The following is a 15,600-nucleotide window of genomic DNA, read 5'->3' as shown; positions in this document are numbered from 1 at the left end:
CATCGAACCGAACCGACGCGTCGGCCCCGCCGACCCACCGAACGGAAACCACATGACCCGCCACTTCCTCCGCGACGACGACCTCTCGCCGGCCGAGCAGGCCGAGGTGCTCGACCTCGCGCTCCGCCTCAAGGCCGACCGGTTCGCCGAACGTCCGCTCGAGGGCCCGCGCACCGTCGCCGTCTTCTTCGACAAGACCTCGACCCGCACCCGCATCTCGTTCTCGGTCGGCATCACCGACCTCGGCGGCTCGCCGCTGATCATCTCCTCCAGCGACAGCCAGCTCGGCGGCAAGGAGTCCGTCGCCGACACCGCACGCGTGCTCGAACGCATGGTCGATGCGATCGTCTGGCGCACCTTCGCGCAGTCCGGCCTCGAGGAGATGGCCGCCGGCACCACGGTGCCGGTCGTCAACGCGCTCTCAGACGACTTCCACCCGTGCCAGCTGCTCGCCGACCTGCTGACCGTCAAGGAGCGCTTCGGCGACCTCGCCGGCCGTTCGCTCGCCTACGTCGGCGACGGCGCGAACAACATGGCGCACTCCTACCTGCTCGCGGGCGTCACCGCCGGCATGCACGTGCGCATCGGCTCGCCCGCCGGCTACCCGCCCCGCGCCGACATCGTCGACGACGCCCGCCGCATCGCCGCGACCACGGGCGGGTCCGTGCTCGTCACGACGAACCCTCACGAGGCGGTGGCCGGTGCCGACGTCGTCGTCACCGACACCTGGATCTCCATGGGCCAGGAGGCCGAGAAGGCCGCGCGCATCGCCGAGTTCGCCGGCTACGGCGTCGACGACGCTCTGATGGCCGAGGCATCCGACGACGCGATCTTCCTGCACTGCCTTCCCGCCTACCGTGGCTACGAGGTCGAGGCCTCCGTCATCGACGGACCGCAGTCGGTCGTCTGGGACGAGGCCGAGAACCGCCTGCACGCGCAGAAGGCGCTCCTCGCGTGGCTGCTCGCGCAGAACGCGACCGCACCGAACGAGGCCGCACCGACCGAGGCCGCACCGACCGAGGCCGCACCGACCGAGGGGGACGCAGCATGACCGGCAACACCGAGGCTCCGGGCCAGCACGGCACGAACGAGGGTGCGCTCTGGGGCGCACGGTTCGCGAGCGGCCCGTCGCCCGAACTGCAGGCGCTCTCGAAGTCGACGCACTTCGACTGGCAGCTCGCGCCCTACGACATCGCCGGTTCGCGGGCCCACGCCCGCGCGCTCTCCGCGGCCGGATACCTCGACGCCGGCGAGCTCGACACCATGCTCGCGGGCCTCGACACGCTCGAAGCGCGTGTCGCGAACGGCGACATCGTCGCGGCCGAGTCCGACGAAGACGTGCACGGCGCCCTCGAGGCCGCGCTCATCGGCATCGTCGGCCCCGAGCTCGGCGGAAAGCTCCGCGCCGGCCGCAGCCGCAACGACCAGATCGCGACGCTCGTGCGCCTCTACCTGAAGGACCACGTCGCGGTCATCGGTCGTCAGCTCGTGCACCTCATCGACGCGCTCTCCGCGCAGGCCGATGCCCACCGCACGGCGATCATGCCGGGCCGCACGCACCTGCAGCATGCGCAGCCCGTGCTGCTCGCGCATCACCTCCTCGCACACGGGTGGGCGCTCTCCCGCGACCTCGAGCGACTCGTCGACTGGACCAAGCGAGCGGATGTCTCGCCGTACGGCGGCGGTGCGCTCGCCGGGTCGACACTGGGCCTCGACGCGGCATCCGTCGCCCGCGACCTCGGGCTCGCGAGCCCGTCCGAGAACTCGATCGACGGCACGGCCAGCCGCGACGTCGTCGCCGAGTTCGCGTTCGTCTCGGCCATGATCGGCATCGATCTCTCGCGCATCTCAGAGGAGATCATCCTCTGGAACACGCGCGAGTTCGGCTTCGTCACGCTGCACGACGGCTACTCGACCGGGTCGTCGATCATGCCGCAGAAGAAGAACCCCGACATCGCCGAGCTCGCGCGCGGCAAGTCGGGCCGACTCATCGGCAACCTCACCGGCCTGCTCGCGACGTTGAAGGCCCTGCCGTTGGCGTACAACCGCGACCTCCAAGAGGACAAGGAGCCGGTCTTCGACTCGGTCGAGACGCTCGAGGTGCTCCTGCCGGCGTTCACGGGCATGATCGCGACGCTCACCTTCCACACCGAGCGCATGGCCGAGCTCGCGCCGGCCGGCTTCTCGCTCGCGACCGACGTCGCCGAGTGGCTCGTGAAGCGCCACGTGCCGTTCCGCGACGCGCACGAGATCACCGGTGCCCTGGTCCGCTACGCCGAGGAGCACGCGCTCGAGCTCGACGCCGTCGACGACGCCGCACTGGCCTCGATCGACCCGCGTCTCACGCCCGACGTGCGATCCGTGCTCACGATCGAGGGTTCGATCGCGAGCCGCGACGGCGTGAGCGGCACGGCGCCGGTCCGCGTCGCCGACCAGTTCGCTCGCCTGGCCGACCGCGTGCGCCACCTCATGGCCGGGCTGCCCGACGGCGACCGCTGATCGCCGTCGACGAGACCGAGCAGGGCTGAGCGAGCGGATGCCGCGGCCGCGCGATGACGGCGCCGCTCCGCCTTCGGGCGGCGCGGCGTCCGACGCGCGGCGTCGGCGCACGCGGGCGTTCTTCGCACGCGACGCGGTCGAGCTCGCCCCGCTGCTCCTCGGCGCGGTGCTCGCGCACTCGACGCCCGAGGGTCGCGTCGCGATCCGCATCTCCGAGGTGGAGGCGTATCGCGGCGTGGGTGAAGATCCCGGGTCGCATGCCCACCGTGGCATGACCGCGCGCACGGCCGTGATGTTCGGCGAGGCGGCGCACCTCTACGCGTACTTCACGTACGGCATGCACACCTGCCTCAACGTCGTCGCGGGCGTTGAGGGGCGCGCATCGGCCGTGCTGCTGCGGGGCGCGACGGTGGTCGAGGGGGTCGAACTCGCGCGTGAACGGCGCGGCGCGGCATCCGATCGGGATCTCGCCCGAGGGCCTGCGCGGCTCGCGGTCGCGCTCGGGGTGCCGCTGGCCGCGACGGGTGCGGATCTGCTCGCGCCGCCGTTCTCGCTCGAGGTGCCGGTGGCGCCGCTCGCGTTCGCGGCGGGCCCACGAACGGGCGTCAGCGGAGCCGGCGGGGGAGCGGCGTATCCGTGGCGGTTCTGGCTGCCGGACGACCGAGGAGTCTCACCGTACCGACGTCACGCGAAGTCGCACACCTGAGCGATGCCGGTCGTCAGTGCACGGCGATTCAGTGCACGGCGATGCTGACCACGAGGCTCGCCGCGCACGCCCAGATGAGGCTCGCGAGCGTGCCGATGATGAACCGTTCACGCGCTTCCGGGGCTTCGAGCTCGGTGAATCGGCCGACGCCCTTCACGGCGATGACGATGGCGAGCCCCTCGGGGAACCCGGCGATGATCGAGCCTGCGGCCGCGATGCGCTCGAGGAACCCGATCACGAGTCCGCCGCGGAGCACCTCGCGCTTCGGCGCGGCCACGAGGCCCTGGCGTTCGTCGGAGGTCACGGCCTTCTCGCTCACGATGATGCCGCCGTGCAGGCCGGGTGCGACGCTCGAGCCCATGGCGAGCCGCAGCGCCGTCGCCGCGGCGGGGCTGCCGCCGAAGACCGCCGCCGTGAACGCGAGCGCGGTGGCGAGCGGGCCGAAGCCGGCGGGCGCGGGCGCGGTCAGGGCCGACGCGCTGAGCAGCGCGATGACGATCGCCCCGGCCGCGATCCACACGAACACGCCGCGGTAGCGCAGGTGCGCGAGCACCGAGAACGCGGCGGCACCCGCCAGTGCGATGAACAGGATGATCGACGCGATGGCGTTCGTGACGGCGGTGGGATCGAACACGGGCTTCCTTCGGGGTAGGGCCTGCGGAGCGGTTCCGATCAGCGTAGCGATCGGCACCGACGCGCGTGCACGAGCTCAGCGGGTGTCGCCGGACCCGCGCGATTCCGGCGGCGCGACCTCGGCCGGGGCGACGCCGGCGACGGTGCCGGTGACCGCCGCGTCGACGGCGGCGAGCAGCCGCTCGAGGGGCGCGATCGCGTCGGCCTCGGCGCGCCACATCCCCGCCTTGAGTCGTGCGCTGACGGCCGCCGTGCTGATCCCGAGCTCGTGGGCGATGTCCTTCTGGCGGAGCCCGGTCCGAGCGAGGTCGACGACCTCCCAGCCGGGCTCGCTCCGGCGTTCGCGGATCAGCACGAGCATGCGCACGAGCGCTTCGAGGCCGGTCGCGTCGATCACGGGCCACGTCTCTCCCGAGCGTTCGGCTGCGGTATCCGAGCTGTCCATCGGTGCGGATGCCGCGCGCAGCGCGAACCGTCCGTCCGCCCGCTTGGCCGCCTGCACCGCCTCGCGCGCGGCGATGAACGCGGTGCCGCTCGCCTTGCGGGCGGCGTCCGGAAGTGGCGTCCGCACCCCGCCGATGCCGAGCCCGACGCTCCAGCCGCCGTCACGGGTCGTGTCCAGCACGGTCTCCAGTGCGGTCTCGGCCGAGTCGGTGAGCAGCTGGATCTCGTCGCCCGCCGTCTGGTCGGCCGGAAGCAGCAGGGCGCCGCCGTGGCGGCGCTCGAGACGGGCGATCATCTCGCCCGCGCGGTCGGCCTGACGACGGCTCGACACCTGATCTGCGGTGATCACGAACATGCCCACTCCTGTCAACCCTGGAAACTTGAACGAACAGAATAAAGTCTACAACATTGAATGAAAGAGATCCATGATGGGGGCTTGATCGCGCCGCATCGCCGACGCGTCGTGCGGTGATGGCCCGCTGATAGCCTTGCTGGGTGTCAGACCCCGTGATCCTCGCATCCCAGCACAACGACGACTCGTTTGCAGACGTCTGGGAGGAGCTCCGCTGGCGCGGCCTCGTGCACGTCTCCACCGACGAAGCCGCCCTGAAGAAGCTCCTCGCCGGCGACCCGATCACGTATTACTGCGGATTCGACCCCACGGCCCCGAGCCTGCACCTCGGCAACTTGGTGCAGTTGCTCACCATGCGCCGCCTGCAGCTCGCAGGGCACAAGCCGCTCGGCCTCGTCGGCGGCTCGACCGGCCTCATCGGCGATCCTCGGCCCACCGCCGAGCGCACGCTGAACACGAAGGAGACCGTGGTCGAGTGGGTCGGCCGCCTCCAGGCGCAGGTGAGCCGCTTCCTCTCGGCCGAGGGCGAGAACGCCGTCCGCCTGGTGAACAACCTCGACTGGACCGCCGGCCTCAGCGCCATCGACTTCCTCCGCGAGATCGGCAAGCACTACCGTGTCGGCACCATGCTCAAGAAGGACGCGGTCGCATCGCGTCTGAACTCCGACGCCGGCATCAGCTACACCGAGTTCAGCTACCAGATCCTGCAGGGCTTCGACTACCTCGAGCTCTTCCGCCAGTACGGCTGCGTGCTGCAGACCGGCGGGAGCGACCAGTGGGGCAACCTCACGAGCGGCACCGATCTGATCCACCGCGTCGAGGGCCGAAGCGCCCACGCCATCGGCACGCCCCTGATCACGAACTCCGACGGCACGAAGTTCGGCAAGAGCGAGGGCAACGCCATCTGGCTCGATGCCGAGATGTGCAGCCCCTACCGCTTCTACCAGTTCTGGCTCAACACCGACGATGCCGATGTCGTCGGCCGGCTGAAGGTCTTCACCTTCCTCGGCCGAGAGCGCATCGAGCAGCTCGAGGCGCTCGTCGAGAGCGAGCCGTTCCGACGCGAGGCCCAGCGCACGCTCGCGAACGAGGTCACGACCCTGGTGCATGGGGCGGATGCCACGGCAGCCGTCATCGCGGCATCCGAGGCGCTCTTCGGGCAGGGCGACCTGTCGGCGCTCGACGAGGCGACGCTCGAATCCGCTCTGCGCGAGCTCCCGAACACGACGACCTCGCCCGACGCGCCCGTCGCTCAGCTGCTCGTCGACACCGGACTCGTGAAGTCGGTGGGCGAGGGGCGCCGTGCAATCGCGCAGGGCGGAGTCTCACTCGACAACGTGCGCATCGACGACGAGACGGCGACGATCGAAGGACGCGTGGCACGAGGTGGCATGGCCGTGCTGCGTCGTGGCAAGAAGACGCTCGCGGGCGTCTTCGTCGTCTGACCGCGCCAGTCCCTCGGCTCAACTTGCGAACGACCCCGTTCACCTGCTGCGGTAGGGGAGCGGGGTCGTTCCGCATCTCCGCGCGTCTCGTGCGCGGGATGGCCGGCGGAGTTTCGCGAGTGCGCCCGGTCGATCGTGGTTCACAGCTCGGCTTCCGGAGCCGCCGCACTTCGGATGTCGCGGCGACGCGCGCATCATGCGGCTGCCGCGGACCGGTCGCGCCCGGCTGCTCTCGGTGGTGCACTGGCCACGAACGCCACCTCGAAGTCACTCGAAGTCGCACCTGATCGGGCGTTCAGGGGCGGCGTACGCCGAATGGCCGACGGCGACACGCCCGGGCTGCGTGGCTGATTTGGCGTCGGGCGTCCCGTCCGCGTAAGTTCTTACCTATCGCCACGGCGGGTTGGAGAAATCCGGGCCGCTTGGTGAAGTTCTTAGCCAAATAACCTCGTAGGCGCATTGCGACTCGGTGATTTCAAGCCTAAGATCGGATCCCCACCATCTCTTGTTCCAGCTCGTTCGGGCCGGATTCTGGGAGTGCGATCAAAGTCGGTAGCCTTCGGCTCCGACTCGATCTTCTCGGTGGTATGTTTGGCAGGTTGCCCTGAATGGCTGCTCACGTTGGTGGGTTGGTTGTTTTGTTGGCGTCTGGTTCTTGAGAACTCAACAGCGTGCACTATGTTCAATGCCAATTTTTTGAACCCCATCCACTTCGGTGGTGGGATTCCTTTGATTGATGGACAATTTGATTTTTAGAGTCAGTTGTTTCTCTGTCAGTGAACAAACTCCTCGGCCTTCTTTGGAGGGTTGGGAACCATTTTTTTTGGAGAGTTTGATCCTGGCTCAGGACGAACGCTGGCGGCGTGCTTAACACATGCAAGTCGAACGATGAAGCCCAGCTTGCTGGGTGGATTAGTGGCGAACGGGTGAGTAACACGTGAGTAACCTGCCCTGGACTCTGGGATAAGCGTTGGAAACGACGTCTAATACCGGATAGGACCCTGGACCGCATGGTTTGGGGTGGAAAGTTTTTTCGGTCTGGGATGGACTCGCGGCCTATCAGCTTGTTGGTGAGGTAATGGCTCACCAAGGCGTCGACGGGTAGCCGGCCTGAGAGGGTGACCGGCCACACTGGGACTGAGACACGGCCCAGACTCCTACGGGAGGCAGCAGTGGGGAATATTGCACAATGGGCGAAAGCCTGATGCAGCAACGCCGCGTGCGGGATGACGGCCTTCGGGTTGTAAACCGCTTTTAGTAAGGAAGAAGGGGAGCTTGCTCCTTGACGGTACTTGCAGAAAAAGGACCGGCTAACTACGTGCCAGCAGCCGCGGTAATACGTAGGGTCCGAGCGTTGTCCGGAATTATTGGGCGTAAAGAGCTCGTAGGCGGTTTGTCGCGTCTGCTGTGAAATCTGGAGGCTCAACCTCCAGCCTGCAGTGGGTACGGGCAGACTAGAGTGCGGTAGGGGAGAATGGAATTCCTGGTGTAGCGGTGGAATGCGCAGATATCAGGAGGAACACCGATGGCGAAGGCAGTTCTCTGGGCCGTAACTGACGCTGAGGAGCGAAAGCGTGGGGAGCGAACAGGATTAGATACCCTGGTAGTCCACGCCGTAAACGTTGGGCGCTAGATGTGGGGACCTTTCCACGGTTTCCGTGTCGTAGCTAACGCATTAAGCGCCCCGCCTGGGGAGTACGGCCGCAAGGCTAAAACTCAAAGGAATTGACGGGGGCCCGCACAAGCGGCGGAGCATGCGGATTAATTCGATGCAACGCGAAGAACCTTACCAAGGCTTGACATGACCGAGAACGCCGCAGAAATGTGGAACTCTTTGGACACTCGGTTACAGGTGGTGCATGGTTGTCGTCAGCTCGTGTCGTGAGATGTTGGGTTAAGTCCCGCAACGAGCGCAACCCTCGTCGCATGTTGCCAGCACGTAATGGTGGGAACTCATGTGAGACTGCCGGGGTCAACTCGGAGGAAGGTGGGGATGACGTCAAATCATCATGCCCCTTATGTCTTGGGCTTCACGCATGCTACAATGGCCGGTACAAAGGGCTGCGATGTCGTAAGGCGGAGCGAATCCCAAAAAGCCGGTCTCAGTTCGGATTGAGGTCTGCAACTCGACCTCATGAAGTCGGAGTCGCTAGTAATCGCAGATCAGCAACGCTGCGGTGAATACGTTCCCGGGCCTTGTACACACCGCCCGTCAAGTCATGAAAGTCGGTAACACCCGAAGCCGGTGGCCTAACCCTTGTGGAGGGAGCCGTCGAAGGTGGGATCGGTGATTAGGACTAAGTCGTAACAAGGTAGCCGTACCGGAAGGTGCGGCTGGATCACCTCCTTTCTAAGGAGCAACTCAGAAGCTTTCGGGTTTCTGCAGTGCAGGCCGGATCGGGTCCTTTGTGGCTCGCTGGTCGCTCATGGGTGGAACATTGAACATAGATGCTCGGGCCAATGGGTCTGGTTTAGTACGCCTCTTCGGGGGTTGGAACGGCTGGGTTCGGCGGGTCGGGCATGTTGCACGCTGTTGGGTCCTGAGGGACCGGACAAACTCTGATGCTTCGGTGTCGGGGGTGATGGTTTCTTCAGACCTTCACGAAGCCGATGGTTGATGATTCGGTGGGTGTGGGGGTTCTGGCCGTCTGTTGAGAACTACATAGTGGACGCGAGCATCTTAGAAGCAGGACTTTGTCCTGTTTCACAAAAGGTGAATCGCATTGAATGGCATCCTTCGGGGTGTTGTTTGGTGTGTTCACTGGTCAATTTCTCCGGCACTTCGGTGTCGGATACGAATTCGATCGAACTCATGTGATTTCAAGTTTCTAAGAGCAAACGGTGGATGCCTTGGCATCTGGAGCCGAAGAAGGACGTCGTAATCTGCGATAAGCCTCGGGGAGCTGATAAACGAGCTGTGATCCGAGGATTTCCGAATGGGGAAACCCCGCCAGGCCCTTTGGGTGACCTGGTGACTCCCGCCTGAATATATAGGGCGGGTAGAGGGAACGTGGGGAAGTGAAACATCTCAGTACCCACAGGAAGAGAAAACAACCGTGATTCCGTAAGTAGTGGCGAGCGAACGCGGAAGAGGCTAAACCGAGCCATGTGTGATACCCGGCAGGGGTTGCATGGTCGGGGTTGTGGGACCTTTCGGACTGTACTGCCGTGCAGTCACGGTGACGCGTCAGGTATAGACGAACCGCATTGAAAGGCGGACCGGAGTGGGTGTGAGTCCCGTAGTCGAAATGCCTGGCCGGCCGGAGAGGTATCCCAAGTAGCGCGGGGCCCGAGAAATCCCGCGTGAATCTGTCAGGACCACCTGATAAGCCTAAATACTCCCAGATGACCGATAGCGGACAAGTACCGTGAGGGAAAGGTGAAAAGTACCCCGGGAGGGGAGTGAAATAGTACCTGAAACCGTTTGCTTACAAACCGTTGGAGCACCCTTGTAGGTGTGACAGCGTGCCTTTTGAAGAATGAGCCTGCGAGTTAGTGATCTGTGGCGAGGTTAACCCGTGTGGGGCAGCCGTAGCGAAAGCGAGTCTGAATAGGGCGATTCAGTCGCAGGTCCTAGACCCGAAGCGAAGTGATCTATCCATGGCCAGGTTGAAGCGACGGTAAGACGTCGTGGAGGACCGAACCCACTTCAGTTGAAAATGGAGGGGATGAGCTGTGGATAGGGGTGAAAGGCCAATCAAACTTCGTGATAGCTGGTTCTCTCCGAAATGCATTTAGGTGCAGCGTTGCGTGTTTCTTGCCGGAGGTAGAGCTACTGGATGGCCGATGGGCCCTAAAAGGTTACTGACGTCAGCCAAACTCCGAATGCCGGTAAGTGAGAGCGCAGCAGTGAGACGGTGGGGGATAAGCTTCATCGTCGAGAGGGAAACAACCCAGACCACCAACTAAGGTCCCCAAGCGCGTGCTAAGTGGGAAAGGATGTGGAGTTGCACAGACAACCAGGAGGTTGGCTTAGAAGCAGCCACCCTTGAAAGAGTGCGTAATAGCTCACTGGTCAAGTGATTCCGCGCCGACAATGTAACGGGGCTCAAGCACGCCACCGAAGTTGTGGCATTGACATTACAGGTAGGCCTTCGTGGTCCAGCCGTGTTGATGGGTAGGAGAGCGTCGTGTGGGCAGTGAAGCGGCGGTGGAAACCAGCCGTGGAGGCCACACGAGTGAGAATGCAGGCATGAGTAGCGAAAGACGGGTGAGAAACCCGTCCTCCGGAAGACCAAGGGTTCCAGGGTCAAGCTAATCTGCCCTGGGTAAGTCGGGACCTAAGGCGAGGCCGACAGGCGTAGTCGATGGACAACGGGTTGATATTCCCGTACCGGCGAAGAACCGCCCACATGAAATCAGGAGTGCTAAGCATCCCAAGACGCGTGGATCCCTTCGGGGACGATCGTGAGGCGGCATGCGACCCCATCTGGTGGAGTGAGCGTATTAACAGGTGTGACGCAGGAAGGTAGCCCAACCCGGGCGATGGTTGACCCGGGGCAAGTGCGTAGGCCGAGCGATAGGCAAATCCGTCGCTCATGATGGCTGAGACACGATGCGGATAAAAAGTGGGTGATCCTATGCTGCCGAGAAAAGCATCGACGCGAGGTTCCAGCCGCCCGTACCCCAAACCGACTCAGGTGGTCAGGTAGAGAATACTAAGGAGATCGAGAGAATCGTGGTTAAGGAACTCGGCAAAATGCCCCCGTAACTTCGGGAGAAGGGGGGCCTAAGGCGTGAACCAACTTGCTTGGGGAAGCGCTGCAGGGCCGCAGAGACCAGTGGGAAGCGACTGTTTACTAAAAACACAGGTCCGTGCCAAGTCGCAAGACGATGTATACGGACTGACGCCTGCCCGGTGCTGGAAGGTTAAGAGGACCGGTTAGCCGCAAGGCGAAGCTGAGAATTTAAGCCCCAGTAAACGGCGGTGGTAACTATAACCATCCTAAGGTAGCGAAATTCCTTGTCGGGTAAGTTCCGACCTGCACGAATGGCGTAACGACTTCCCAGCTGTCTCAACCGCGAACTCGGCGAAATTGCAGTACGAGTAAAGATGCTCGTTACGCGCAGAAGGACGGAAAGACCCCGTGACCTTTACTACAGCTTGGTATTGGTGTTCGGTGTGGCTTGTGTAGGATAGGTGGGAGACTGTGAAGCTGGCACGCTAGTGTTGGTGGAGTCATTGTTGAAATACCACTCTGGTCACTCTGGATATCTAACTTCGAACCGTGATCCGGTTCAGGGACAGTGCCTGGTGGGTAGTTTAACTGGGGCGGTTGCCTCCCAAAAAGTAACGGAGGCGCCCAAAGGTTCCCTCAACCTGGTTGGCAATCAGGTGGCGAGTGTAAGTGCACAAGGGAGCTTGACTGTGAGACTGACAGGTCGAGCAGGGACGAAAGTCGGGACTAGTGATCCGGCAGTGGCTTGTGGAAGCGCTGTCGCTCAACGGATAAAAGGTACCTCGGGGATAACAGGCTGATCTTGCCCAAGAGTCCATATCGACGGCATGGTTTGGCACCTCGATGTCGGCTCGTCGCATCCTGGGGCTGGAGTAGGTCCCAAGGGTTGGGCTGTTCGCCCATTAAAGCGGTACGCGAGCTGGGTTTAGAACGTCGTGAGACAGTTCGGTCCCTATCCTCTGCGCGCGCAGGAAATTTGAGAGGATCTGACCCTAGTACGAGAGGACCGGGTTGGACGAACCTCTGGTGTGCCAGTTGTTCCGCCAGGAGCACCGCTGGTTAGCTACGTTCGGGATGGATAACCGCTGAAAGCATCTAAGCGGGAAGCCGGCCTCAAGATGAGATTTCCATCCCCATTGGGGGAGAGGCTCCCAGCCAGACGACTGGGTTGATAGGCCGGATGTGGAAGACAGGACTAACGACTGTCGGAGCTGACCGGTACTAATAAGCCGATAACTTGAAACCTCACTACACACACACGAAAGTGTTCATTCACGTAAAAGGCGTGTGTGTGGCCTGATGACTCGCGTCCACTCTGTGGTTCCCAACAGACGGAAACACAAACACACAACTCAACACACGACACCCATCGTGCCTGAGCAGGCGCCCCCGGACCACCGGGCCGGCACCAGCACACGCACCGATGAGGTTCACCGAGACTACACACCCACCACCCCCCAGGGATGGTGCCGGTTGTGGCAAGAGTTTCGGCGGCCATAGCGCGAGGGAAACGCCCGGACACATTCCGAACCCGGAAGCTAAGACTCGCAGCGCCGATGGTACTGCAGGGGGGACCCTGTGGGAGAGTAGGACACCGCCGGACAACCATTACCAGGAAGGCCACCCCAACGGGTGGCCTTCCTGCATTTAACACACCAACCACCCAGATGCGGGACAGTACGGTTGAGTGACGACGAACTGCATAGATGACGGGATGATCGTGAGCGACACGAACGACGAAACCAACCGGGGAGAGGCGCGCAAGAGCGCCCCCCGCGGCGAAGGGCGACCGCAGAGCGGCGGACGTGGCGCGAACGACTCGAAGCCTCCCAGATCGACCAGCGCGGGATCGCGCGACGGGCAGCGCTCGAGCAGTTCGGGCGATCGACGTCCGTACGAGAAGCGCGACGGCGGGCAGCGTTCGTACGGTGACCGTGATGCGAACAAGCGTCCGTATGAGAAGCGCGACGGTGCGCCGCGTTCCTACGGTGACCGTGATGGCGGGCAGCGTTCGCACGGCGACCGCGATGCGAACAAGCGTCCGTACGAGAAGCGTGACGGTGCACCTCGTTCGTACGGTGACCGTGATGGCGGGCAGCGTTCGCACGGCGACCGCGATGGCAACAAGCGTCCGTACGAGAAGCGTGACGGTGCACCTCGTTCCTACGGTGATCGCGATGCGAACAAGCGTCCGTATGAGAAGCGGGAGGGTGCGCCGCGTTCGTACGGTGACCGCGATGGCGGGCAGCGTTCGTACGGTGACCGCGATGGCGGGCAGCGTTCGTACGGTGACCGCGATGCGAACAAGCGTCCGTATGAGAAGCGTGACGGTGCACCTCGTTCGTACGGTGACCGCGATGGCGGTCAGCGTTCGTACGGTGACCGTGATGGCAACAAGCGTCCGTACGAGAAGCGTGACGGCGCGCCCCGTTCGCACGGCGATCGCGATGGGAACAAGCGTCCGTACGAGAAGCGTGACGGTGCGCCGCGTTCGTACGGTGACCGTGATGGCGGTCAGCGTTCGTACGGTGACCGTGATGGCAACAAGCGTCCGTACGAGAAGCGCGAAGGCACTCCTCGTTCGTACGGTGATCGCGCTGCGAACAAGCGTCCGTATGAGAAGCGGGAGGGTGCGCCGCGTTCCTACGGTGACCGCGATGGGAACAAGCGTCCGTACGAGAAGCGGGAGGGTGCGCCGCGTTCCTACGGTGACCGCGATGGCAACAAGCGTCCGTACGAGAAGCGCGAAGGCGCAGCCCGTTCCTACGGTGACCGTGACGACCGTCGGGGCTCCGGCGCACCTCGCGAGGACTACCGCCGCGAGAGCGACGGCGCCTCGAGCCTGGCGATCCGCCCTCGGCACGACGACCCGTTCATTCCGGACACGATCGAACCCCGCGACCTCGACAAGGGCGCTCGCGCGGAGCTCAAGACGCTGAGCAAGGAGAACGCCGACTGGGTCGCACGACACCTCGTCGCGGCATCCATGTACCTCGATGACGACCCGGAGCTGGCGCACCAGCACGCGCTCTCCGCCGGCCGCCGTGCGGGCCGCGTGGCCGTGGTGCGCGAGACACTGGCGATCACGGCGTATGCGACGGGCGACTTCGCCCTGGCACTCCGCGAACTGCGCACGTACCGTCGCATCTCGGGCAGCAACGATCAGCTTCCCCTGCTCGTCGACAGCGAGCGCGGCGTCGGTCGCCCCGACCGTGCACTCGAGGTCGGACGCGCGGTCGACCGCTCCGAGCTGCCGGCCGCGGTGCAGGTCGGCCTCGCGATCGCGATGTCGGGCGCGCGCCTCGACCTGGAGCAGCCCGAGCTGGCCCTTTCCGAGCTCGAGATCCCGCAGCTCGACCCCGATCGGGCGTTCTCGTACAGCCCGGCGCTCTTCTCGGCCTACGCCGAGGTGCTCGACGAGCTCGGACGTTCGACGGATGCCGCCGACTGGCGCGCCCGTGCCGCTCGCGCGGAGGAGGCGCTCGGCGGACCCGAGCTCGATCTCGTCGAGATCTACGAGGTGGAGCTCGAGCCCGAACTGGACGACGAGACCGGACTGGACGACGAGACGCCCGAGCCCGCGGCATCCGACTCGTCGACCGATGTGGTTGTGGACGACGAAGCCTCCGCTGAATCGGGCCGCGGCGACGTGGTCGAGGACGACGCGGCTGAGGACGAAACCGCGGCCGTTGAGGCGCCGGACGACGAGCCCGAGGATCTCGGCGACCCCGGCGAAGTGCTCGAGGACGACGTGCGAGCTGTGCTCGCCGAAGGCGACGAGGACAAGGCCTGATCCGTGGGGCTGTTTCGTCAGAAGGCTGAGGCGGCTGCTCCGCTCGATGGCGCCGATGCCGTGTTCGCCGACCTCGACGGGGTCGTCTATGCGGGCGCCGGAGCGATTCCGCACGCCGTCGAGAGCCTGAACCTCGCCAGGGAGCGAGTGCCGGTCGGCTACATCACGAACAACGCGTCGCGAAGCGATGCATCCGTCGCCGCGCACCTCTCGGAGCTCGGTCTCACCGTGGTGCCGAACGACGTCGTGACCTCGCCGCAGGCAGCGATGCACCTGCTGGGCGAGCAGGTGGATCCCGGCGCGCTCGTGCTCGTGATCGGCGGCGAGGGCATCGTGGTCGAGCTCGAGAAGCGCGGCTACCGCATCACGCGCTCGGCCGACGACGCGCCCGACGCGGTCGTGCAGGGGTTCACCCCCGAGATCGGTTGGAAGGAGCTCGCCGAGGCGTCCTTCGCGCTGAACGCGAACGGCGGCCCCGGGTCAGAGACCCCGGGGATCCCGTGGATCGCAACGAACACCGACTGGACGATCCCGGTGGCGCGCGGCATCGCGCCCGGTAACGGCACCCTCGTCTCCGCGGTGCACACGGCCGTCGGCCGGCTGCCGCTCGTCGCGGGCAAGCCCGAGACGCCGATCTTCGACGAGGCCAAGCGTCGGTTCGGCGCCGAACGACCCCTGATGGTCGGCGACCGCCTCGACACCGACATCCTCGGAGCGAATCGGGCCGGCATGACCAGCGTGCTCGTGCTCACGGGCATCGATCTCGCGAAGCAGGTGCTCGCTGCCGACGCCGCGAGCCGACCCGACTTCATCATCGGCGACCTTCGCGAGCTGCACCTGCCGTATCCGGCGACCGAGGAGGTTCGCGGCGCGATCCGCGTGGGCAGCGCGCGCGTGCGCGTCGACGGCCGGCGCGTCGTGATCGAGTCCGCGGGGGAGCGCCGCCTCGACCTGCTCCGGGCCGCCTGCGCGGCGATCTGGCGTTCGGGCACGTCCATCCACGTGCTCGACGTGCCGACGACGCTGTACCGCTGATGCCCGCATCCCCG

8 protein-coding genes and 3 rRNA genes are annotated in these 15,600 nt (G+C 64.8%); 9 read left to right on the top strand and 2 right to left on the bottom strand.

The window, feature by feature from the left end:
• The first annotated feature begins 52 nt into the window (after positions 1-52).
• The 3 genes from argF to ATC03_RS12450 are packed head-to-tail and all read left to right on the top strand — an operon-like array spanning position 53 to position 3,205.
• The gene (argF, locus tag ATC03_RS12460; protein ID WP_084003468.1) at positions 53-1,051 is read left to right on the top strand and encodes an ornithine carbamoyltransferase; all 999 of its coding nucleotides are present in this window, start codon (positions 53-55) and stop codon (positions 1,049-1,051) included.
• Positions 1,048-2,499, top strand: coding sequence for an argininosuccinate lyase (argH, locus tag ATC03_RS12455; protein ID WP_067877524.1), 1,452 nt, complete (start codon positions 1,048-1,050; stop codon positions 2,497-2,499). The genes argF and argH overlap by 4 nt, the downstream gene beginning before the upstream one ends.
• Before the next feature lie 37 nt (positions 2,500-2,536).
• On the top strand, positions 2,537-3,205 hold the full coding sequence (locus ATC03_RS12450; protein ID WP_084003467.1) for a DNA-3-methyladenine glycosylase: 669 nt from the start codon (positions 2,537-2,539) through the stop codon (positions 3,203-3,205).
• A 28-nt stretch (positions 3,206-3,233) separates the two neighbouring features.
• On the opposite strand, the gene ATC03_RS21005 is transcribed toward ATC03_RS12450, so the two are convergent.
• The gene (locus tag ATC03_RS21005; RefSeq protein ID WP_067877521.1) at positions 3,234-3,839 is read right to left on the bottom strand and encodes a hypothetical protein; all 606 of its coding nucleotides are present in this window, start codon (positions 3,837-3,839) and stop codon (positions 3,234-3,236) included.
• 75 nt (positions 3,840-3,914) lie between these two features.
• Positions 3,915-4,637, bottom strand: coding sequence for a ChuX/HutX family heme-like substrate-binding protein (locus ATC03_RS12440; RefSeq protein WP_067877518.1), 723 nt, complete (start codon positions 4,635-4,637; stop codon positions 3,915-3,917).
• 140 nt (positions 4,638-4,777) lie between these two features.
• On the opposite strand from ATC03_RS12440, the gene tyrS reads away from it, so the two are divergent.
• The 6 genes from tyrS (at position 4,778) to ATC03_RS12410 (ending at position 15,586) form a co-directional block, all read left to right on the top strand.
• Positions 4,778-6,079 (top strand): tyrosine--tRNA ligase, encoded by a 1,302-nt coding sequence (gene tyrS / locus ATC03_RS12435; protein ID WP_067877515.1) that lies wholly within the window; start codon positions 4,778-4,780, stop codon positions 6,077-6,079.
• Positions 6,080-6,899: 820 nt separating this feature from the next.
• Positions 6,900-8,429, top strand: a 16S ribosomal RNA gene (locus ATC03_RS12430).
• A gap of 468 nt (positions 8,430-8,897) precedes the next feature.
• Positions 8,898-12,003: ribosomal RNA gene (locus ATC03_RS12425) — 23S ribosomal RNA — on the top strand.
• A gap of 241 nt (positions 12,004-12,244) precedes the next feature.
• Positions 12,245-12,361, top strand: a 5S ribosomal RNA gene (gene rrf / locus ATC03_RS12420).
• Together the 16S, 23S and 5S rRNA genes form the textbook arrangement of a ribosomal RNA operon.
• Before the next feature lie 117 nt (positions 12,362-12,478).
• Positions 12,479-14,551 carry a primosomal protein gene (locus ATC03_RS21000; RefSeq protein ID WP_227820090.1) on the top strand — a complete coding sequence of 691 codons (2,073 nt, stop codon included), beginning with the start codon at positions 12,479-12,481 and terminating at the stop codon, positions 14,549-14,551.
• Positions 14,552-14,554: 3 nt separating this feature from the next.
• A complete protein-coding gene (locus ATC03_RS12410; RefSeq protein WP_067877507.1) occupies positions 14,555-15,586 on the top strand; it encodes an HAD-IIA family hydrolase in 1,032 nt (343 codons plus the stop codon).
• The last annotated feature ends 14 nt before the right edge of the window (positions 15,587-15,600 follow it).

Source organism: Agromyces aureus (assembly GCF_001660485.1).
Classification (GTDB): domain Bacteria; phylum Actinomycetota; class Actinomycetes; order Actinomycetales; family Microbacteriaceae; genus Agromyces; species Agromyces aureus.
Note: the sequence above shows the minus strand (reverse complement) of the source record. Positions and strands in the feature narration are given on the sequence as shown.